Origin of the sequence: Clostridium sp. BJN0013 (genome assembly GCF_040939125.1) — a bacterium.
Lineage (GTDB): Bacteria > Bacillota > Clostridia > Clostridiales > Clostridiaceae > Clostridium_B.
This window is the reverse complement of sequence record NZ_CP162495.1, coordinates 612,954-634,503: the sequence shown is the minus strand read 5'-3', so window position 1 is coordinate 634,503 and position 21,550 is coordinate 612,954. Positions and strand designations below refer to the sequence as shown.

General features: G+C 32.2%; 19 protein-coding genes and 1 pseudogene. 2 read left to right on the top strand and 18 right to left on the bottom strand.

Features of this window, described 5'->3' with window-relative positions; genetic code table 11:
• Positions 1–139: 139 nt before the first annotated feature.
• Complete coding sequence (locus AB3K27_RS03470) at positions 140–1,387, bottom strand: APC family permease (RefSeq protein ID WP_368489857.1); 1,248 nt, start codon at positions 1,385–1,387, stop codon at positions 140–142.
• 128 nt (positions 1,388–1,515) lie between these two features.
• Between AB3K27_RS03470 and AB3K27_RS03465 the strand changes: the two genes are divergently transcribed.
• Positions 1,516–2,412 carry a LysR family transcriptional regulator gene (locus tag AB3K27_RS03465; protein ID WP_368489856.1) on the top strand — a complete coding sequence of 299 codons (897 nt, stop codon included), beginning with the start codon at positions 1,516–1,518 and terminating at the stop codon, positions 2,410–2,412.
• Between the two features lie 136 nt (positions 2,413–2,548).
• Here the strand turns inward: AB3K27_RS03465 and smpB are convergent, their stop codons facing one another.
• The 13 genes and pseudogenes from smpB to AB3K27_RS03400 all read right to left on the bottom strand — a co-directional run bounded on the left by smpB (position 2,549) and on the right by AB3K27_RS03400 (position 15,443).
• On the bottom strand, positions 2,549–3,022 hold the full coding sequence (smpB, locus tag AB3K27_RS03460) for an SsrA-binding protein SmpB (RefSeq protein WP_368489855.1): 474 nt from the start codon (positions 3,020–3,022) through the stop codon (positions 2,549–2,551).
• 28 nt (positions 3,023–3,050) lie between these two features.
• Positions 3,051–5,180: a ribonuclease R gene (gene rnr / locus AB3K27_RS03455; protein ID WP_368489854.1), complete on the bottom strand. Its 2,130-nt coding sequence runs from the start codon at positions 5,178–5,180 to the stop codon at positions 3,051–3,053.
• Between the two features lie 262 nt (positions 5,181–5,442).
• Entirely contained in the window at positions 5,443–5,676 is a 234-nt protein-coding gene (secG, locus tag AB3K27_RS03450; protein ID WP_368489853.1) for a preprotein translocase subunit SecG, read from the bottom strand.
• A gap of 377 nt (positions 5,677–6,053) precedes the next feature.
• On the bottom strand, positions 6,054–7,346 hold the full coding sequence (gene eno, locus AB3K27_RS03445) for a phosphopyruvate hydratase (RefSeq protein ID WP_368489852.1): 1,293 nt from the start codon (positions 7,344–7,346) through the stop codon (positions 6,054–6,056).
• Positions 7,347–7,445: 99 nt separating this feature from the next.
• A complete protein-coding gene (gpmI, locus tag AB3K27_RS03440; RefSeq protein WP_368489851.1) occupies positions 7,446–8,975 on the bottom strand; it encodes a 2,3-bisphosphoglycerate-independent phosphoglycerate mutase in 1,530 nt (509 codons plus the stop codon).
• Between the two features lie 15 nt (positions 8,976–8,990).
• The gene (gene tpiA / locus AB3K27_RS03435; RefSeq protein ID WP_368489850.1) at positions 8,991–9,737 is read right to left on the bottom strand and encodes a triose-phosphate isomerase; all 747 of its coding nucleotides are present in this window, start codon (positions 9,735–9,737) and stop codon (positions 8,991–8,993) included.
• 20 nt (positions 9,738–9,757) lie between these two features.
• Positions 9,758–10,954 (bottom strand): phosphoglycerate kinase, encoded by a 1,197-nt coding sequence (pgk, locus tag AB3K27_RS03430; RefSeq protein WP_368489849.1) that lies wholly within the window; start codon positions 10,952–10,954, stop codon positions 9,758–9,760.
• A gap of 120 nt (positions 10,955–11,074) precedes the next feature.
• Positions 11,075–12,082 (bottom strand): type I glyceraldehyde-3-phosphate dehydrogenase, encoded by a 1,008-nt coding sequence (gene gap / locus AB3K27_RS03425; protein ID WP_368489848.1) that lies wholly within the window; start codon positions 12,080–12,082, stop codon positions 11,075–11,077.
• 178 nt (positions 12,083–12,260) lie between these two features.
• On the bottom strand, positions 12,261–13,100 hold the full coding sequence (locus AB3K27_RS03420) for a DegV family protein (RefSeq protein WP_368489847.1): 840 nt from the start codon (positions 13,098–13,100) through the stop codon (positions 12,261–12,263).
• A 54-nt stretch (positions 13,101–13,154) separates the two neighbouring features.
• Positions 13,155–13,622: a tRNA (cytidine(34)-2'-O)-methyltransferase gene (locus tag AB3K27_RS03415; RefSeq protein WP_368489846.1), complete on the bottom strand. Its 468-nt coding sequence runs from the start codon at positions 13,620–13,622 to the stop codon at positions 13,155–13,157.
• Between the two features lie 108 nt (positions 13,623–13,730).
• Positions 13,731–14,183, bottom strand: a pseudogene (locus AB3K27_RS03410) (spore photoproduct lyase family protein); the annotation flags it as partial.
• A gap of 119 nt (positions 14,184–14,302) precedes the next feature.
• Complete coding sequence (locus AB3K27_RS03405; protein ID WP_368489845.1) at positions 14,303–15,004, bottom strand: N-acetylmuramoyl-L-alanine amidase; 702 nt, start codon at positions 15,002–15,004, stop codon at positions 14,303–14,305.
• Between the two features lie 175 nt (positions 15,005–15,179).
• Positions 15,180–15,443, bottom strand: coding sequence for a BMC domain-containing protein (locus AB3K27_RS03400; protein ID WP_368489844.1), 264 nt, complete (start codon positions 15,441–15,443; stop codon positions 15,180–15,182).
• Positions 15,444–15,645: 202 nt separating this feature from the next.
• Between AB3K27_RS03400 and AB3K27_RS03395 the strand changes: the two genes are divergently transcribed.
• A complete protein-coding gene (locus tag AB3K27_RS03395; RefSeq protein WP_368489843.1) occupies positions 15,646–16,227 on the top strand; it encodes a hypothetical protein in 582 nt (193 codons plus the stop codon).
• A 23-nt stretch (positions 16,228–16,250) separates the two neighbouring features.
• Here AB3K27_RS03395 and AB3K27_RS03390 read toward each other — a convergent pair whose 3' ends face one another.
• The 4 genes from AB3K27_RS03390 to AB3K27_RS03375 all read right to left on the bottom strand — a co-directional run bounded on the left by AB3K27_RS03390 (position 16,251) and on the right by AB3K27_RS03375 (position 21,474).
• Positions 16,251–17,138, bottom strand: a complete 888-nt coding sequence (locus AB3K27_RS03390; RefSeq protein ID WP_368489842.1) for a DMT family transporter — start codon at positions 17,136–17,138, stop codon at positions 16,251–16,253.
• Positions 17,139–17,494: 356 nt separating this feature from the next.
• The gene (locus AB3K27_RS03385) at positions 17,495–17,893 is read right to left on the bottom strand and encodes a hypothetical protein (RefSeq protein ID WP_368489841.1); all 399 of its coding nucleotides are present in this window, start codon (positions 17,891–17,893) and stop codon (positions 17,495–17,497) included.
• Between the two features lie 410 nt (positions 17,894–18,303).
• The gene (locus AB3K27_RS03380; RefSeq protein WP_368489840.1) at positions 18,304–20,796 is read right to left on the bottom strand and encodes an ABC transporter permease; all 2,493 of its coding nucleotides are present in this window, start codon (positions 20,794–20,796) and stop codon (positions 18,304–18,306) included.
• A gap of 12 nt (positions 20,797–20,808) precedes the next feature.
• Positions 20,809–21,474, bottom strand: coding sequence for an ABC transporter ATP-binding protein (locus AB3K27_RS03375; RefSeq protein WP_368489839.1), 666 nt, complete (start codon positions 21,472–21,474; stop codon positions 20,809–20,811).
• Positions 21,475–21,550: the final 76 nt, after the last annotated feature.

The window sequence follows — 21,550 nt, the reverse complement described above, 5'->3', positions numbered from 1 at the left end:
CCTTTTAAAAAACTATTTATATAATACTAATTTTTGTACAAATTATCTATAGTTATATTAAAATTTTTATTGATTCATTAATTATTTTTTAATTTTATAAGTGTAATTTTTTCAATTACATCAGTATTATCTAAAATTTTTACAATACAGTTTTTTCATAAATATTGATTACACCTGATTTTTTACTATTATGTAGAGATAAGAGAATAACTATCACTAAAAGTAACATACTCCATAAATTTGATTTAAATAAGAGCAGAGTAAAAGCTATAATAAGTATGCCAATTGCAATTCTTATTTTTATGTTATGAAGTAATCGAAATCCAGCAACTAATCCAATTATTGCATTGCATAGAAAAAATACATTTGCACAGGTTACAACACTATCAAGGCTTAAAATTCCCATACCTGTAAAAAGCATCACTAAGGAATGTATAATGACAAAAGTTATAACGGCATTAACTGGACTTCTATTTCTATTTAAGTATGAAAGATATCCTGGCAATCTATTTTTTGCTGCACGAAGGGCACTCATTCGCGAAACTGCCCCAACTATCATAAGATATGTACACATACAAAGTCCCATTGCAATAATTCCTATTATGGGTAAAGCAAACACACCAAACAAAGGCGTCATAATTGCTATAATATCATGTTTACCCCCTAATACACTTTGTATTGAAAGTGCTACGGCTAAATACAAAACTGCAATAATCACAAGACTTATTGTCATAGCTTTCATAAGTGTTTTTTTAGGATTTTCTATATCTTCAATATAGTTACCAATGACTTCCCACCCCACTATTGCCCAAAATAAAATTAGCAGCGTATATCCAAATTTGGATAGAGAAAATGCTGTATTAGGCAATCCTATATCAGAATTAAAGATCAGAGCATAGATACTTCCACACAATAACAATACTGCTGTAAATCCCGTTAATATGAAAGCTACCCTGCCCAAAGTTTTAACACCTGAAATAATTATACAGACACAAATAATTTCTATTCCAAAGGCTATGATTTCAATCTTTACATTTGAAAAAACACGAAAGTTTTTCAAAAAACCTGCTGCAGTAATTAAAACCGCTACAGGACCAAAACAAACGGCAGCTGTGAGAAAATTTTCAGTAAGTTCACGCCAAAAAACTCCAAGGGTGTTACCCACTGCAATTGCAACTCCCTCATTTCCTGGACTTTTCAAACTTAAAAATACAAAAACATAAGCAAATACAATTCCCAGTGCCATTATTACAATCCATGCCAATATGGCCCATTGGCCAATTACTCCATAAGCTATGGGGGGCAATAATACTATTCCTGATCCTAAAACAGGTCCCACTATAAGACCACAAAGTGTAACAACTCCAATAGTTCTATTTTTATCCATACTCTCCCCACTTTCCCTAAAAATTACTTGAATTTTTATCAATATTACACTAACATAGAATTAATCATTAATAAAATTGAATTATTTGAAACTATAATTCAATTTTATTGAAGTCAGGAGAAAATACCATGGAACTTAGAAATCTAATAACATTTTGTAAAATCACCCATTTAAAAAGCTATTCTAAAGCTGCAAGAGAACTTGGATATGCTCAATCTACGATTACAACCCAAATTCAACTTCTAGAACAAGAACTTAATATAAAGCTATTTGAAAGAATTGGACGAGGTATAAAGCTGACTTCTAAAGGTCTAATTTTTCTTAGATATGCACAAAATATAGTGAATCTTGCACATGAGGCTAAAGAAGCAATAAGTGACACAGATATTCCTGCTGGAACTTTAAGAATTGGTACCGTTGAATCTCTTTGCACAATGAAACTTCCTGAGCTTCTCAGAAATTATCACAAAAAATATCCCAATGTGGAAATTATAATTAAATTAGGTATATGCTCCGATTTAAAAGATATGCTTAAAAATAACATAGTGGATTTAATGTTTATATTAGATGAGCCAGTTATGGATTCAGATTTAATATCATGTATGTCCTATGATGAACCTATGGCAGTTCTGGCTTCACCATTAAATAAATTAGCATATAAAAATAATCTAACCATAGAAGATATTAAAGATGAGCCATTAATTCTTACAGAAAGTGGCTGCAGTTATAGAAATGCCTTTGAAAAAATATTTCATGAATCGGGTCTAAGTCCACATTTATCACTGGAGGTAGGAAATATTGAGGCTATCAAGAATTTTACTATGAGTAACCTTGGAATTACTTTATTGCCTGTGATGACTGTAAAAAAAGAACTGGATAAAAAGGATTTAATAGTATTGGATTTAAAAGGATGTGAATTTAGCATGATGACACAGATGCTCTACCATAAGAATAAATGGATAACAGCGGCAATAAAAGCTTTTATCCAAATTGTCTCCACTATGCCTGTCACCCCAACTTCTTGAAAATGAGGTAACACCGCTGCATCCTTTTGTAAACTTTTCTAAGTTTCATATAGAGAAAAATATCACTTATATTAAACTCCACCTAAATCTTAGAAAAACTTGATCTAGATTTTCTATGGTTAACTTCCCTATGTGACTACCTAAATCTCTCTTTCATCTGTCTCTCTATATCTCTTTTAGCAGCTTTCTCCAGCATGGAATCCCTTTTATCATAGTTTTTCTTTCCTTTGGCTACTGCTAGATTTACTTTCACCCTGCCATTTTTAAGATAAAGAGATAGTGGCACAATAGTATATCCCTGCTGTGCAGTATATCCAAGCAGCCTTGCTATTTCCTTCTTATGGAGAAGTAACTTTCTGTCCCTTAGAGGATCTTTATTAAATATATTTCCTTTTTCATAGGGACTTATATGCATATTACGTATAAAAATTTCTCCATTTATTATTTCTCCATAACTATCTTTTAAATTGGATTTTCCTGCCCTTATGGATTTAACTTCAGTTCCAACCAACTGTATTCCTGCTTCCATTGATTCTTCAATGAAATAATCATGTCTTGCCTTTCTATTTTCTGCAAGAGTTTTATTACTGGATTTATTTTTAGCTGTCATAGTTTCTTATCCCCCCTTACCATTTAGTCTATTCCTCTTCACCATCTTCTTCCTTTACCACTTCAAAATATATTTCATGGGCGGCCAGATCAACCTTTGATACACAGATTCTAACTTCATCACCTAATTTGTAGATATTCCTAGTTCTTTCTCCCATAAGACTTAAGTACTTTTCATCATATACATAATAATCATCTTCTAAAGTACTTATATGAACTAATCCTTCTATGGTATTTGGGATTTCTACAAACATTCCAAAGTTAGTAACTGAAGATATTATACCATTAAACTTTTCTCCTATTCTCGTACTCATATATTCTGCCTTTTTCAAGTCATCTACTTCTCTTTCCGCTTCCTGAGCCAATCTTTCCATATCAGAGGATTGTCTTGCTGCATAATCCACTTCCTTTGTCAATCTCTTTATCCTATTATCGGTTAACTGACCATTTATAAATTCTTTAATTATTCTATGGATAATAAGATCAGGATATCTTCTTATAGGAGATGTAAAATGACAATAATACTTGGCTGCCAGTCCAAAATGTCCTATACATTCAGGAGAATATCTAGCCTGTTTCATAGAACGAAGCATTAGCGTACTTACTACAGTTTCCTCCTTTTTTCCCTTTACCTTTTCTATTATATCCTGAAGTGTTTTTGGGTGAACATCTTTTCCCCATCTCACTACATATCCTAGATTATGAATAAATTCATTAAAATTCATCAATTTTTCTTCGTCAGGATTTTCATGTACTCTAAATACAAAAGGTACATTGGTCCAGAACATATGCTCTGCTATAGTTTCATTGCACACAAGCATAAATTCCTCTATTATCCTATTTGATATTCCCCTTTCATAAGGTTCAATCCTTATAGGTACACCCAATTCATTAAGAGTTATCTTACACTCTTCAAAATCAAAATCTATAGCTCCCCGTACCATTCTTTTTTTATTTAAGATTTTGCAAAGTTCTTCCATGAGCTTAAATGTATCCACCAGATGACTGTACTTTTCTATAGTTTTCCTATCTCCTTTAAGTATCTTTGTAACATCTGTATAAGTCATTCTTTCATTACTTCTTATTACACTTTCTACAATATTATGCTCTATGACTTTTCCATTTCCGTCTATTTTCATAAAACAGCTTAAGGTTAATCTATCTGTGTTAGGATTTAAACTGCAAATTCCATTGGATAACTTTCTTGGAAGCATGGGTATAACTCTGTCTATGAGATATACTGACGTTCCCCTTTTTAATGCTTCTTTATCCAGAGGATTTTTATCTTTTACATAATAAGATACATCTGCTATATGTACTCCTAAATAGTAGCTTCCATCAGGTAGTTTTTCCAAAGACACTGCATCATCTAAATCTTTGGCATCTTCTCCATCTATTGTAACTGTGAGCATATCCCTCAAATCCATTCTTCTTTTATACTCTTTATCTGGTATTTTTTCCGGTATATTCTCCGCATAAGATTCAACTTTCTGAGGAAATTCTTCAGGAAGATTATTCTTTTTTATTATAGTTAATATATCTATACCTTTTTCTCCTTTTTTGCCTAGTATATCAACTATCTTTCCCTCTGGATTTCTTCTCTTGTCAGGCCATTCAGTTATTTCTGCAATTACAATATCCCCTGTCTCAGCTTTTCTCTTACAATTTTTAGGTATAAATATATCCTGGTATATACGTTTTTCCTCTGGTACAACAAACCCAAAATTTCTGCTATTTTCAAAAGTTCCTATAACTTTATTATTTGCTCTTTCAAGCACTCTTATTATTTCTCCTTCACATTTCTTTTCTGTGTTTCCTTGTTTAATTATTTTTACTACTACCTTATCCCCATTCATAGCACCATTTAATCCTGAAGATGATACAAATATATCATTTCCCCCATCATAAGGTATTACAAATCCATATCCTTTTTGATGACCCTGAAGTTTTCCAGTCACAAGCCCCATTCTATCTGGTATACCATATCTATTAGTACGGGTTTTAACTATGGTGCCTTCTCTTTCTATTTCATCCAATATTTTTTTAAAATTTTTCACATCTGCCTTTTTTACAGAAAACACTCTTTCCAATTCTTTTATATTCATAGGCTTATACGCCTGTTCTTTCATAAAATCTACAATAGCTTCTTTTATATTCATTCTTTCACCACCTTCTATATATATTGAGATTAGTAATAAAATAATATTCAATATTATAAAAACATTTTTATTTTAAATCAAACAATTTCACGTAAATACTTTACTTGTTTCCTATCTTAATATATTCCTAATAATATATTATGTCCATGTTATAAGTCAATATATTCCCTCTATTGTAAAATATCTTATAAATATCCTTACTGCATACTAAAAAAATAAATAGAGTACAAAACTACTCTATTTATGTAAACTACTATTCAAATTATTTTACCATATTTTGTATTATGCATATAACTGCAAATAATATAGCTAACACAACAGTTGTTCTGGATAACATTGCTTCTGAAGTTCTAGATTTATTTTTTGAATAAAAACTTTCAGAAGGCCCTCCTGATATAAATCCACTTAACCCATTGGTTTTACCTGGCTGCATTAATATAAAACATATAAGCATAACTCCTACTACTAGCTGTGCAATTGTTAAAAAGATATGCATGGATTCCACCTCCTGCCATTACATAGGAAATATTAACCTAAAATCAAGTGATTCTTAGATTCAGATGGAGTTTTTTTTCTTATGAAAAATGCTTTTCTCCATCTGAACCTTATTAACAGTATTCTTAGTGTCTTTAGCACTTAGAATACGTTATCCTTTAGGGGAAGAACTCATCCAGGCGCATAGTATTGCTTATATTCCACTTTGAAGAAGATAGGAGCATTAGCTAATTCTAGCGTTCGGATAAATTCACATATCCGCCGGATATGTTCTTATTATACTCTTTTTTAGATACCTTATTGTAGCATATATATATACGAATTGCAATTTTTAAAGACCTTCAAATAACAGACCTCTAAAAATCAGAGTTCCAAGGATTACTTGATATTGTAGAAGGTATCTAATCCCCTATACTCAGCTGTTTCTCCAAGTTCCTCTTCTATTCTTAAAAGTTGATTATACTTTGCCACTCTTTCACTTCTGGCTGGAGCACCGGTTTTTATCTGCCCCGCATTCACTGCTACAACTAAATCAGCTATTGTGGTATCTTCCGTCTCCCCTGATCTATGAGATACTACTGCAGTATATCCAGCTCTTTCCGCCATTTCTATGGCATTTAATGTTTCAGTAAGAGTTCCTATCTGATTTAATTTTATAAGTATGGAATTTGCCACTTTTTTATTTATACCTTTTTTTAATCTTTCTGTATTGGTAACAAACAAATCATCACCTACTAGCTGTACCTTATCTCCCAATTTTTCAGTGAGTATACTCCATCCTTCCCAATCCTCTTCTGCCATAGCATCCTCTATGGAGATTATAGGATATTTATTTACAAGGGTTACATAGTAATCTACCATTTCTTCTGAACTTAAAACTTTTCCTTCACTTTTTAAATTATATTTTCCATCTTCATATATTTCCGTAGAAGCAGGATCTAAAGCTATAAATATATCTTTTCCAGGAACATATCCAGCCTTTTCTACAGCTTCAACTATTATCTGTATTGCCTCTTCATTAGAATTCAAATTTGGAGCAAAACCTCCTTCATCACCTACACCTGTATCCTGTCCTTTGGATTTTAAAAGTGATTTTAATGTATGATAAACTTCTGAGCTCATTCTAAGTGCTTCTGTAAAACTTGGAGCTCCCACAGGCATTATCATAAATTCCTGCAAATCCACATTATTATCCGCATGTTTTCCTCCATTTACTATATTCATCATAGGAACAGGTAGAACTTTGGCATTTACTCCACCTATATATTGGTATAAGCTGATCCCCAGATATTTAGCTGCAGCTCTTGCACAAGCAAGAGATACTCCCAAAGTGGCATTAGCCCCCAATTTTTCCTTATTATGAGTACCATCAAGTTCCAACATAGTTTTATCTATCAGTATCTGATCAAATACATTCATTCCTATAAGTTCTTCTGCAATATAATTATTTACATTTTCTACGGCCTTTAAAACACCTTTTCCCATATATTTTTCCTTGTCTCCATCTCTCAACTCTACAGCTTCAAATGCACCGGTAGATGCACCAGAAGGCACTGCTGCCCTTCCTTCTGTACCATCTTCTAGTATTACTTCCACCTCCACAGTTGGATTTGCCCTGGAATCAAGAATTTGTCTTGCTGTTACATCTACTATCTCTACATAATTTCTCATGAATATTCACCGCCACATAGACTTATGACGACTTTTTTCAACTCCTCTCAATACTTTATTTTGATAATGTTCCTGGAAATTAATTAATGCAAAATTTTATTATTTAATAAGACTTTTTCCTGTCATTTCTTTAGGTTTTTCAAGTCCCATAATCTGGAGTATAGTGGGAGAAATATCCGCTAATATGCCATCTTTTCTTAATTCAGTGGAATTTTTTGATATGTACAAAAACGGCACTGAATTTGTAGTATGAGCTGTCATTGCATTTCCTGTAGAATAGTCTACCATCTGCTCAGAATTTCCATGGTCCGCAGTTATAAATGCTATACCATCTTTTTCTAATATCTTACTTACAATCTTGCCCAAACACTCATCCACTACTTCTATTGCCTTTTTAGCAGCCTGAAATATTCCTGTATGTCCTACCATATCCGGATTTGCAAAATTTAATATTATCATATCATATTTATCCTCATCTAATCTATATAAAACCTTAGAAGTTACCTCTCTTGCACTCATTTCAGGCTTTAAATCATAAGTTGCAACCTTTGGTGAAGGAATAAGATCCCTATCTTCATTTTTGTTTGGCACCTCAACTCCCCCATTGAAGAAAAAAGTTACATGGGCATATTTTTCCGTTTCTGCTATTCTTAATTGACTTTTTCCCATTTTACTTACATATTCCCCCAAAGTATTTTTATATACTTCATTTTTAAAAGCAACATATACATTTTCAAGGGTGGAATCATATTCAGTCATGGTTACAAATTTCAGATTTAGCCTCTCTCTTTTAAAACCCTCAAATATATTGTCATTTAATGCTCTTGTAAGTTGTCTTGCCCTATCTGGTCTAAAATTAAAAAATATTACAGAATCTCCATTTTTTATAGTAGCCACAGGTTTATTATCTTCTTCAATTACTGTTGGAATTATGAATTCATCTGTTTTTCCATTGTCATAGGAATTTGTTACTGCCTCGTAAGCACTACCTGCCTTATTCCCCCTGCCATAAACCAATGCATTATATGCCAGCTCTACTCTTTGCCACCTCTTGTCTCTATCCATGGCATAATATCTTCCCGATACCGTTGCTATTTTCCCTACCCCAATTTTTTTTGTATATTTTTCCATATCATCTATATACATATATGCAGAACTGGGAGGAACATCTCTTCCATCTGTAAAAGCATGGATATACACTCTGCTCGCTCCTTTTTGTTTGGCCAATCGTAAAAGTCCCTTTAAATGATCTGTATGGGAGTGTACTCCTCCTGGAGATACAAGTCCTAAAAGATGGAGATCCGAATTATTTTTGATAACATTATCTACAGCGCTATTTAAAACTCCATTTTCAAAAAATTTTCCTTCATTTATGGACTTTGTGATTCTGGTAAGAGATTGATATACTATTCTTCCTGCACCTATATTTAAATGCCCAACCTCTGAATTACCCATTTGACCTTCAGGTAATCCTACACTCAAGCCACTGGCTCCAAGTTCAGTATGGGGATACTCTTTAAAATATTTATCCAGATTAGGTTTATAGGCTGCCCTAACAGCATTTCCATTATCTGTTTTTGAAATTCCAAAACCATCTAATATTATAAGCATTACTGGCTTTTTTTCCATGTCTTCCTCCAAAATTTAATAATTTACTATAGCCGCAAAATCTGCTGACTTTAAACTAGCTCCTCCAACCAGCGCTCCATCTATATGGGGTTGTTCCATCTGGGCTTTAATTGTAGCGGGCTTTACAGAGCCTCCATATTGAATTCTTACTTTTTCTGCCACACTTTCTCCATACATTTTTCCAACTACACTTCTTATATAAGCTATTGTATCATTTGCCTGTTTATCAGTGGCAGTTTTACCTGTACCTATAGCCCATATGGGTTCATAAGCTATAACCAATTTTTCTACCTGCTCCTCTTTGAGATCCTTAAGATCCAATTTTATCTGCTTTCCTAATATTTCTTCTGTTATACCATTTTCTCTTTCCTCAAGACTTTCCCCACAACAAACTATAGGAGTTATATCATATTCAAAAGCTTTTTTTATTTTTTTATTGATTGTTTCATCTGTTTCATTAAAATATTGTCTTCTTTCACTGTGTCCAATTATGACATAATCTACTTTAAGGGACTTTAACATTCCTGGAGACACTTCTCCTGTGTAGGCACCACTTTCTTCATAATGCATGTTCTGTGCTCCAACTTTTATATTGGTCCCATTTACTGCTTTAACTACTGCATCTAAACAAACATAAGGTGGACATAAAACTACATCACACTTTGCACTGCTTACCAGAGGTTTCAGTTCCTGGACTAATTTTAATGCTTCCTCCAGATTTTTATTCATCTTCCAGTTTCCAGCTATTATTGCTTTTCTCACAAATAATTCCCCCCATAATGTTATTTATCGTTTAAAGCTGCTATCCCTGGCAATTCTTCTCCGCCTAAAAATTCAAGAGAAGCTCCTCCACCTGTGGATATATGAGTCATTTTATCTCCAAAACCCAGTTGATTTATAGCTGCCGCACTATCTCCTCCGCCTATAATAGTAACGGCATTGGACTCAGCCATGGCTTTAGCCACTTCAAAAGTTCCCTTTGCAAAATTCTTAAATTCAAATACTCCCATAGGACCATTCCAGATTATAGTTTTGGAATTTCTTATAACATCTGTATATACTCTAGCAGTTTTAGGTCCAATATCCATGCCCATATAACCATCTTTTATATTTTTGTCATCCTCTAATATGGGCTTTGCATTTTCATCAAATTTATCTGTAACTATTCTATCTACAGGCAATAACAACTTTATACTCCTAGCTTTTGCCTTATCTATCATTTCCTTTGCATATTCTATTTTATCTTCTTCTACTACGGAAGTTCCTATGGTATATCCTTCAGCCTTTGCAAAAGTATAACTCATTCCCCCTCCGATTATTAAAGTGTCTACCTTCTCCAATAAATTATTTATTACATTTATCTTATCGGAAACCTTTACTCCGCCAAGTATGGCTGTAAAAGGTCTGGATGGATTTTCTATGGCATTTCCTAAGAATTTAAGTTCTTTTTGTATTAAATAGCCGCATACAGCTATAGGCAAAAATTTGGTAACTCCTACAGTAGAACAATGTGCCCTATGTGCCGTACCAAAAGCATCATTTACAAAAATTTCTCCAAGAGATGCCAGTTCTTTTGAAAAGTTATCCTGATTTTTAGTTTCCTCTATTCTGTATCTTGTGTTTTCAAGCAGTACTATGTCCCCATCTTTCATATTTTCAACTGCAGATTTAGCATTTTCACCTACCACATTATTATCTGCTGCAAATATTACTTCTTTTTTCAAGAGTTCTGAAAGCCTTTTTGAAACAGGAAGCAGTGACATTTCCGATTTTGCTTCCCCCTTTGGTTTTCCAAGATGTGAACACAGTATAATTTTAGAATTATTTTCCATTAAATACTTTATAGTAGGAAGTGAGCCTATAAGTCTGTTCTCATCTGTAATTTTTCCCTCCTTTAGAGGTACATTAAAATCACATCTTACAAGTACCCTTTTCCCCTTTACGTCTACATCTTCAATTGTCTTTTTATTAAAAATCATCTGTCTTTTCATCTCCTTTATAAACACTCTATTTAATATTATACAACTGATTTAGAAAATATTATAGTAAAAAATCCCTGTCTTATAGTAAAAACTACAAAATCAGGAACCTTGTAATGTCTATAGTCTATCAGCAACATATTTAGTTAAATCCGCCAATCTGTTGGAGTATCCGAATTCATTATCATACCAAGCAATAACTTTTATCATATTCCCTCCTATAGCCATAGTTGAAAGAGCATCTATTATACAGGATCTATTGTCTCCCCTGTAATCTATGGATACTAAAGGTTCTTCACTATATCCAAGTATTCCCTCCATATCAGTTTCCGCTGCTCTTTTAAAGGCTTCATTTACCTCATCTGCAGTAATATCCCTTGAAAGCTCTGCAACTAAATCCGTACAGGATACTGTAGGAGTAGGAACTCTAAGGGAGAATCCATTTAATTTGCCTTTTAACTCTGGAAGCACCAATGCAACAGCTTTTGCAGCCCCTGTAGTAGTTGGTACCATGGACTCTATGGCAGCTCTGGCCCTTCTCATATCCTTGTGAGGGGCATCAAGCAATCTCTGATCTCCCGTGTAGGAATGAACTGTAGTAATCAATCCTTTTATTATGCCAAATTCTCTATGAAGTACTTTTGCAAAAGGTGCAAGACAATTTGTAGTACAGGATGCATTTGAAATTATATTGTGTTTAGAAGAATCATAACTTTCTTCATTAACTCCCATAACTATAGTGATATCCTCATTTTTAGCTGGAGCTGATATTAAAATTTTTTTAACCTGCCCTCCCATATGTGCACTGGCCTTTGTGGCATCTGTAAATAACCCCGTACACTCTATAACTATCTCTACCCCCAAAGAACTCCAATCTATATTTTTAGGATCTCTCTGGGCAAATATTTTTACTTTTTTCCCATTTACAATTATTGAATCTTCCTTTGCCTCTAAGCTGCCCTGAAATTTTCCATACAATGAATCATATTTTAATAAATGAGCCAAGGTATTTGCATCAGTTAAATCATTAATACCTACTACTTCTAAATTGTCATCATAATTTTTTATCAATGCTTTAAATACATTCCTTCCTATTCTACCGAAACCATTAATACCAATTTTAGTCACTTCCGATTCCTCCTAATATTAAAATATTTATCCTATTACTACCATTACTAATTTATATTTTATCGCAGTTCACACAAAAATATTCATAAATATAAAGCATATAAAAAAATACCTGGTAAAAATATCTGGTATTTTCTTATATGCTTAAAATTAAGTGTTTTTATATGCAAGTCCTATCCTAATAATCTTCTACAAAAAATAACCCACAAGCTCCAGAACCTGAATGTACCCCCACTGTACAACCCACTTCACATTCTATAAATTCTATCTTCTTTTCCTCTAAATGTTTTCTCAATATATCCAATATATCTGATTCCCCTACATGAAGCAATATAGATATTTCTCCTTCCTTTATTCCCTTTTTGTCAATATAATCCACCATATTTCTAAGAGTTCTTTTACTTCCCCTTACTTTGTCAATTACTGTCATTTCTCCATTTTCTACTGCAACTATTATTTTTATTCCCAAAATATTTCCTATAACACCAGCAGTTTTAGAAAGACGCCCTCCCTTTATAAGGTTGTCTAAACTATTAAAGGCAAGAGTACTTTTTATATGGGGAGAAATTTTTTTTATTCTATTTTCTATCTCTTTTATTCCAAGCCCCTGATCCTTTAATCTTGCAGCCTTAATAACCTGAAGTCCTAGCCCGGAAGTTACATTCATACCATCTATTACAATTATATCCTCTGTCTCAAGCATTTCTTTTGCAATACATGCTGATTGATACGTACCACTCATTTTAGATGAAAGGTGAATAGACACTATTTTATATCCTTGTTTCATATAGGAATCATAGCATTGCAGGAATGTTTGAGGATTTATCTGTGTTGTTGATGGGAATATATCACTTTTATCCATTTTATCCAAAAGGGCATGGATATCTATGTCAATTCCATCTCTATAAGAATCTTTTTCAAAATTAATAAGAAGAGGCAGTACCTCTATATTATATTTTTTCAATACACTGTCTGGTAAATCCGCAGTACTGTCTGTTATTATTTTTATTTTTTCCATTTCAAAATAGCTCCTTCCTTAGGTATGTAAATATACATATCAAACCGGAATTTATTACTTCATATTTGGAAAATCCAGCTGTCTTAAGGCTTCATAAACAACTATTGCTACAGCATTGGATAAATTCAAAGAACGAGTAGTTGTTTTTATCATAGGTAACCTTATATTTTTCTCCGGAGCGCTGTTTCTTATTTTGTCAGGCAATCCACAGCTTTCTTTTCCAAAAACTATAAAATCTTCATCTTTAAATTTTGCACGTTGATAAAAATTTTTCCCATGGGTAGTAGAAAAATAAAAAGTACCATTCTTATATCTTTCTCTAAGTTCTTCATAACAATCATATAAGGCCAAATCTAAATATTTCCAATAATCAAGACCTGCTCTTTTCAAATGCTTTTCATCTAAACTAAAACCTAAAGGTTTTATAAGATGAAGTTTTGAACCTGTAAGCACGCAAGTTCTAGCAATATTACCGGTATTTTGAGGTATTTCAGGTTCAAACAGAACTATATTCAAGCTCAATCTTATTTCCCCCCTAATATGTGTATATATAATTGATTCATCAGTTCAAAAGTCCTAATAAATATATTACTCCATAATAATAATACAGTAAAGAGGAGGTGCTATAAATTATATAATATAATTTATAGCACCAGTACCAAAATTTATTCCTATATTTTCTTGAAAAAATTCTTTCATATCTTGTAATTCTTCTTGTTTATATATGTATTTTCCATATCCAAATTGACCATATTTAAATTTTCTCAATTCCTCTTCCATGGGAAGATTGGTTTTAGAAAATACTTTCAAAATATTTTCTTTTGCCTTTTTAGTGAACCTATGAGATATTACTTCAAAAGAAATTTCCTCTCCAGAAAAAATATTATTTATCCTTTGTATAAGCCCCTTATACTCTTACATCCACTGCACAAGGGGGAGTTGATAATGGGCAGAAGGCTTGCAGGATTGAAAATTAGAAATCTTTCTAATACCCACCACTAAAGTGTTTTTACCTTGAAGGTACATTTCTTTTGGACTTTTATCGGGTATTCCAACTATCCTTCCACTTTTAGAATATTGTATATTTTTATCCAAAGTCTAAAATTAACTAATACTCTCAGCTTGTTCAAAATGGAGGATAAGCACTGCTGTGCCTCTTTATAAGCCCTTCTCTCTTGAAAAACTTTAAAGGGAAAATTGTTTTACTTTCCACCTTCATTCAAATAATTGATTATTCCCTTTGATATATTCTCTGCCAATGTTTTTAATACTTTTTCATTGGATAATCTCTTTCTATCTTCTTCATTAGTTATAAATCCACACTCCACCAATACCCCGGGTATCTTGCTATATCTTAATACCGCCAGATTCTGCCTCTTTATACCCCTATTTTCCCATCCATCATTTTTAACACACTCTTTTTCTATGGAATTAGCCAGTTTTATTCTTTCCTCTTTCTGGTACCCATTTACATCATAATATAAAGTAGTTATTCCTTTAAAATCTTTGTCATTTAAAGAATTTACATGTATAGAAACAAAAGCATCTGCACAAGAGGAATTCACTTTGTCTCCTATCTCTGTAAGAGATAACAGCTTGTCCTCTTCTCGCGTAAGAAATACCACATTTCCCTTACTACTTAAATAAGTTTTAGCATACTTTGCTATCTTTAGAGTTATATTTTTCTCCTCCATATTTCCATAGCTAGTACCCTTATCTATACCTCCGTGTCCTGGATCAAGAACTATGTAGTATTTTTTTGATGAAACATTCTTATCAGTAGTTTTACTCACTGTACTTCCCAAAGGAGCTGCAGTTATATTAATTGAATTTTTCCCGTTGAACAGATTAATGTTTTTGGCAAAAATTAACATGACCAAGGTGAAAAAAACACAAGAAAACATGACTTTTTTCTTGCTATTAAATAACATACTATCACTACTCTCTTTTTTGTTTTTATAATTTATAACAAGTATACCATTTATTACCTTAAATTTCCATATAAATTTAAATTTTATTTAGTTAGATTTAGGGTGGAGAAAGATATTTCTCACATCAAACTCCACCTCAATCTAAAAATTACTTAATTTTATCTGCATCTATTTGGGGTGCGGGAATTACATGTACAGCCAATAACTGCCCTACTCTTTTAGCAGCTTCCGCCCCTGCCTGGGTAGCTGCCTTTACTGCTCCCACATCTCCTTTTATCTTTACTGTTACAAGTCCTGCACTTACCTTTTCATATCCCAATAACTTAACATCACCATTTTTCAACATCTCATCTGCTGCTTCCATAGCTCCTATTAAACCTTTTGTCTCCATCATTCCCAAAGCTTCTCTCATTACCACTACCTCCTCTTCTTTCCCCTTATAATATACATTATGTTTTTTTCTTTCTATATTTAATATCTAATCTTTTATATTCTATAGCACTACTTGCTTTAATATTACAATTCCATCATACTTTCAGTAAATTATATTTTATCTTATTTTAATATGCTATTAACATTTATATACTAATATATTTATCAGAGGAGTTGATAATATGAAATATCTTAATATATGTATAGACATTGACGGAACAATTACAGACCCTTATTTCTGGCTGGATAGTGCTAATAAATATTTTAAAAAGAATGTATCCATTCAGGAAATAACCCAGTACAGAGTTGATAAAGCCATGGGAGTAACCAGAAAGGAATATGTAGATTTTTACAATAAAAACAAATTTGAACTTCACAGTGGAAAAGAACCTATGAGAAAAGATGCAAAAAAAATCATTCAAAAACTTATAGAAACAAATAATATCTACTTTGTAACTGCCAGAGAAAAAGACCTGGAAATTCTCACTTATCACTATTTAAATAAACATAACATACCCTATGACGGAGTTTTTGTATTAGGCACTTCTTACAAGGTAGATACCGCCATAAATTTAAACTGTGACGTGTTTATAGAAGACTGTTATGAAAATGCCCTGGAACTATCTCAAAATGGATTCAAAACCTTGCTAATAGATACTAACTACAACCGTATGCCCTTAAATAAAAATATAACAAGGGTTTTTGATTGGAATGAAATATATGATATTTTAGAAAAAATGCTATTACAGAAAAAAGTCATATAATAGCATTTTTTACAAATTAAATTTTATTGTGCTTCATCCTTTGAAGCTATAAACATGGCAACTATTATTAATATTCCCCCTATAAAAAAACCGATGTTTAATTGTTCACCAAGACAAATCCAGCCTAAAATTGAACCTGTAACAGGCTGAAATGACAAAAATAAAGAGCCTATTCCTGTATCCATTAATTCAATACCTTTATTCCAAAGAAAAAATGCTACTGCAGTGGATATAACTCCAAGATATAATATTCCAAGCAAAAACTGTCTATTATATAACAAAAAAGAAATATTTTCATGCTGCAAAAGCATTAAAGGAGTAGTAAATATTAATGCAAACAACATTGCATAGGTGGTTATAATTAAAGAATCAAAACGCCTTGATGCCACTTTAACATAAACAGATAACAGTGCCCAGGTTACAGCTGCCCCAACCAACACTATATTACCTATAAGATGTTTTAAAAACATTGTATCAAGCCCTATAACTGTAACAACACCTAAAGTAGCCAGCACTAAGGAAATTATTTTTTTTCTTGTAAAGGCTTCCCTTAATATAAACCTAGCAAACAAAACAACAAAAACCGGTGTAGATGCTGTAATTAAAGCCCCTGTATGTGCATCGGATAGTTTTGTTCCCAGAAACTGCATAAAAATGGATATAAAATAACCTATAAAACCTATCCAGGCTATTAGGAGCCAGTCCCTCTTTTTTATAGCCACTTTACACCTTTTTTTATGTTGAAAAACCATAAGTATTATAAATAACACTACAAATGCAATGGCATATCTAATCCACAACAGTGTAATGGGAGACACAAATTCTAAAATGTATTTACTTAGTACATACATTGATCCCCATATAGAAGCTGCTAGGAATAAACACAACGATCCAATCAATTTTTCCTTCATTTTAAATATCCTCCGTCTTTTCATTTAATAGTATTGATACAATATCTAAAATGAGGTGCCATGTTATAATAACTGTCCATCCTCATCCCAGATTAAGAATAGACGGATGGTTGATCATTTTCAAACAAATTTAAATAATACATATTAAAAGCCCCCTTGAAATCAGATTGTTAAATCATTAGATTTTTAATTATATTTTTATTATTTATATAATAATATTGCGTTAAACAAATAAAAGTCAAGCCTTTTAAAAATTTTCTTCAGATAAAAAAAGAACTTATATTTCTATAAGCTCTCATATGATAAATTATAAGTTTTTAGGCATGTAATCAAATACAGGCATTTCTCCTCATGCTCTAAATTCTTCTTATGTCAATGCCTTTTTTAAATTCTTTTTTAACATTAAGATAAATAATGGTTATTCCATCCTGCGCTCTATAGTCTATACTCTCAACTTTATCTCTCATTTTTAAACCTACAGGTAAATTGCAACTAACAGAGTAATCATGATTATCTACAACACTTTTGCCACTTACTTCTATATAATCATTTTTTAAAACAACTTTAATATCTTCGGGCCTTATTCCTACAGTTTTGCAAACAGCTTTGTAACCATTTGGGACTTCTTCCCAACGACCAGGAGAGATATCTTTATTATTGCAATTATCCATTAAATTGTGCGGCTCACCAAACCATTTTCCTAAAATTTCATCTACTGTATCAAAATCCTTGTACTTTGTTAAAGAATTACTCATAAAAATTTCCTCCTTATTAAAATTTGTTTTGATAAATTATTTCTTTTATATTTTTTAATATTCTTACTTTCAATAGCCCATGAGTTTGTTAAATTATTGTCATTCTTTAATTTAATTATACTACTATAATATGCATATGTCCACTTAATTTATAATTTATTTATAAAATCTTGATATTTTATTTTAAATTATATCAATTGGCTTTATATCTAAATATAGCCTGAATTTCCTGCTTTTATTTACCATAAATATATTATAAGAATAAAAAAATATAGATTAGAGCATATACATTTTTTATATACTCTAATCAACTTTCTTCTCCTTATTTATCGTTAAATTTTACACATATTTTAATGCAATAATTTCTTTATCAAAATATATTTATCTGGTAAATGCTACAAAATCCATCATTACTCTATTTCTCTAAGCCTCTCTACAACACTGGATCTGGTAGATACCCTATATTGAATTTCGGGGGTAATAACACATATAAAAAATATTATTATAATGCTGCACAACAACTGTAGATAGGGATATGAGAAAACTGCATAATCCGCCTGCTGCTGAAATAATTTAAATAAGCCAAAGGTAATAACGTTTCCAAATGATCCAACTAAAACTGTGGTAATACCTGCATATACCACTCCTTCAAACCTCAACATTTTTCTCATCTGCTTTTTAGTCATACCCATGCTTTCCATTATAGCAAATTCATGCCTGCGTACCATAATACCAGTTGACATAACATTGACAAAATTAAGCATTCCAATAAGTGCCAGTATTAAAGCAACTCCCCCTCCTAAAATATACATGGTCATCTTAGCATAATGCATCATTTCCTGCTGCTCTATTTTAGAAATACGAGTAATTTCATGATCATTATCTGTAAGAGACTTTATTTTCTCCAGAGCCTGTTTTTCAAAATTGTCCTCCACATCAATGTTTACTTTATATACAAAAGGATTATCTACTAATTTTTCAAGAGCTTTATTGGACATATAAATATTAGGAGCCATTCCTCCTCCTGCATACTGAAATCCCCAGGGAATGAATCCACCTAAATGTACTTCAAAATTGGTCTTTGTAGATTCAATAGTGACATCCATTTTATCCACATTTGAATAATTTTCCGGATTATCTGTTCCAATCAGTGCCAATTGCCCTTTTTCAAATGCTTCAACATCTATAGGCTTTTTTCTGCTTTTATTAAATTCTTCAATATAACTGCTGTCGATCCCTATGACATATCCCCAAAACGTCTGTTGTATATTCTTTTCTGTGGTATTTTCTTTAATATTAAATCTCTTCATGAACCATTTTACATGTTTTCCAAACTGCTCTGGACTATATTTCATATGCATTCCTTCAAGAGAGGTAGTATGCAAAGCAGTTATCCCTTCTATGGATTTGATTTTTTTCAGAAAATCTTTATTGAATTTTTGCTTCTTTTCACCAGTAGTACCAATACCTAAGGTGTTATTTTCAAGGGTAAAATCATTTTCCACATAAGATGCAATAAAATTATCCATATTCATACTGGAGATTAAACAGGTAACTGTCATGAAAGTAGTGATACCTAGAAATAGTGATATAAACACTATGAGAGCACGCTTTCTATTACGAAAGACATTACGCCATGCCATTTTGTATAATTTTCCTCCATTTACAGAACGCTTTATCTTTCCTTTTAAATTTATCCCGGTATAGTTCATAGATTCAATAGGAGTTATTTTTCCTGCTATTTTTGCAGGCTTATATGCTCCAATCAGTGTAGTAATCAGTGCAAAAAATGCTCCTCCTATAAAAATTAAAGGATTAAAAGATATTTCAACTCCTGTATCCAGATTAACTGTACTTAAGGCCATAGGAACTGCCAGAAAAGATAGAATAGCTCCAAATATAAGTCCTAAAGGAATTCCCACTGCAGATAATCTAAGTGCCTGACCTTTTACTATATTGCTTAATTGTCTAGGGGTAGTGCCAATGGTTTTTAGAAGCCCATAAAATCTGGTATCCTTTGAAATTGAAATATAGAGCACATTGTAAATAAGCAAATAACCAGTAAACATAATAAAACATATAATAATTCCAAAGGCAAGTATAGTATAGGGTAAATCCTCATTACTTGTTTCATCATATATAGGTGAGATTTTAATTTTTTGATTTCCAGTGATAGATAAATCTTTAGCCAGCTGTTTATTGTATTTATTAATATTTTTGCTGTCTTTATAAATTACAGATGCAGCACCATCTTCTTTAACTGACATTCCATTTTTCTCTGCAAATTCCTTAGATACAAGCATTACATCTATATTTCCAGAACGAATATTTACATAGTCTTTAAAGTACCCAGACAATACAAAAGTCTGGCTTTTCAATTTGTTATTACCTTCAGTTTCTATGAAAAAATCAAGTGGAATCTTCATTCCTACTGCAAGATTTTTAACACCCATATTTTCAAGCATCCACAGTGGAACCATGATTTCATTGTACTTTTTAGGATAATTTCCTACCACATTGGTATTTGTAGGGACTCTAAACTGTTCCCACTCAGTTTTGTCATACCAGTATAGGCTGGCAGATATATTTTTCATTTTAGAGGTATTTTTCACTCCTGCCACATAGCTTTGAAGTCCTACAATTTTTACATAGTCCAAAGATTTTAATTTTTTAATCTGGTTGTTAGTGACCCTTGTGACTGCAGCATGGGCTTTAGTTCCCATAAGTCGTACCTGTTGAATTTTATAGGATTTTAAAAAACTCATGCCTATACTAAATACAAAAGTAATCAAAAGTGCAGTAAGGGTAATTGCAGCAATTACATAGATATTTCGGGACTTATTTGTGTGCACCATTCTTTTTGTAAGTTTTTTTACCACTGCATTGTTATTATTTTGAAACAAATTCTCCCCTCCCTACCCTACAATTTTGCCATCTTCAATATGAATAATTTTATCTGACAGTTGTGCTATTTCTTCATTATGGGTAATCATTACTATAGTTTGATGAAATTCCATGCTTGTGGCTTTTAAGAGTCCAATTACATCCTGACTTGTTCTGCTGTCTAAATTTCCTGTAGGTTCATCTGCCAGTATGATAGCAGGCTTTGCAGCTAATGCCCTTGTAATAGCTACCCGCTGCCGCTGTCCACCGGACAGATTGTTTGGCAGTACATTGAGTTTCTCCCCCAGTTTCAACATCTTCACAATTTTATCCACAAAATTTTCATCCACTTTGTTACCGTCGAGCTCAATGGGAAGAACAATATTTTCATAAACATTCAGTATAGGCACCAAATTATAATTTTGAAAGACAAATCCAATATTTCTGCGCCTAAAAACAGTAAGTGATTCATCATCCATGAAAGATAACTCTTTTCCATCTACTATTACACTGCCGGAAGTGGGCTTATCTAGTCCTCCAAGCATATGCAACAATGTGGATTTTCCACTGCCGGAGGTACCTACAATAGCAACAAACTGGCCATCTTCTACAGTTATGCTCACTCCATCTAAAGCTTTTACAATAGTATCTCCCGAGCCATAATATTTTTTCAGTTCATTTGTTTTTAATATATTCATATTTCCTCCTTCCAAAATACAATTAAGTTCAATATTTTTAGTAGTACTATACTTATATATTACAGTGGAAATATCT

Coding starts and splice junctions, on each gene's coding strand:
- AB3K27_RS03470 (WP_368489857.1), bottom strand. CDS start 1,387: ATGGATAAAAATAGAACTATTGGAGTTGTTACACTTTGTGGTCTTATA.
- secG (WP_368489853.1), bottom strand. CDS start 5,676: ATGCATATCTTTTTAACAATTGCACAGCTAGTAGTAGGAGTTATGCTT.
- AB3K27_RS03390 (WP_368489842.1), bottom strand. CDS start 17,138: ATGAAGGAAAAATTGATTGGATCGTTGTGTTTATTCCTAGCAGCTTCT.
- AB3K27_RS03375 (WP_368489839.1), bottom strand. CDS start 21,474: ATGAATATATTAAAAACAAATGAACTGAAAAAATATTATGGCTCGGGA.
- AB3K27_RS03405 (WP_368489845.1), bottom strand. CDS start 15,004: ATGTTTTCTTGTGTTTTTTTCACCTTGGTCATGTTAATTTTTGCCAAA.
- AB3K27_RS03400 (WP_368489844.1), bottom strand. CDS start 15,443: ATGAGAGAAGCTTTGGGAATGATGGAGACAAAAGGTTTAATAGGAGCT.
- rnr (WP_368489854.1), bottom strand. CDS start 5,180: ATGAATATAAAAGAAGCTATTGTAGATTTTATGAAAGAACAGGCGTAT.
- AB3K27_RS03465 (WP_368489856.1), top strand. CDS start 1,516: ATGGAACTTAGAAATCTAATAACATTTTGTAAAATCACCCATTTAAAA.
- AB3K27_RS03385 (WP_368489841.1), bottom strand. CDS start 17,893: ATGAGTAATTCTTTAACAAAGTACAAGGATTTTGATACAGTAGATGAA.
- pgk (WP_368489849.1), bottom strand. CDS start 10,954: ATGATTTTTAATAAAAAGACAATTGAAGATGTAGACGTAAAGGGGAAA.
- gpmI (WP_368489851.1), bottom strand. CDS start 8,975: ATGGAAAAAAAGCCAGTAATGCTTATAATATTAGATGGTTTTGGAATT.
- eno (WP_368489852.1), bottom strand. CDS start 7,346: ATGAGAAATTATGTAGAGATAGTAGATGTAACAGCAAGACAAATTCTT.
- AB3K27_RS03420 (WP_368489847.1), bottom strand. CDS start 13,100: ATGGAAAAAATAAAAATAATAACAGACAGTACTGCGGATTTACCAGAC.
- smpB (WP_368489855.1), bottom strand. CDS start 3,022: ATGACAGCTAAAAATAAATCCAGTAATAAAACTCTTGCAGAAAATAGA.
- AB3K27_RS03395 (WP_368489843.1), top strand. CDS start 15,646: ATGAAATATCTTAATATATGTATAGACATTGACGGAACAATTACAGAC.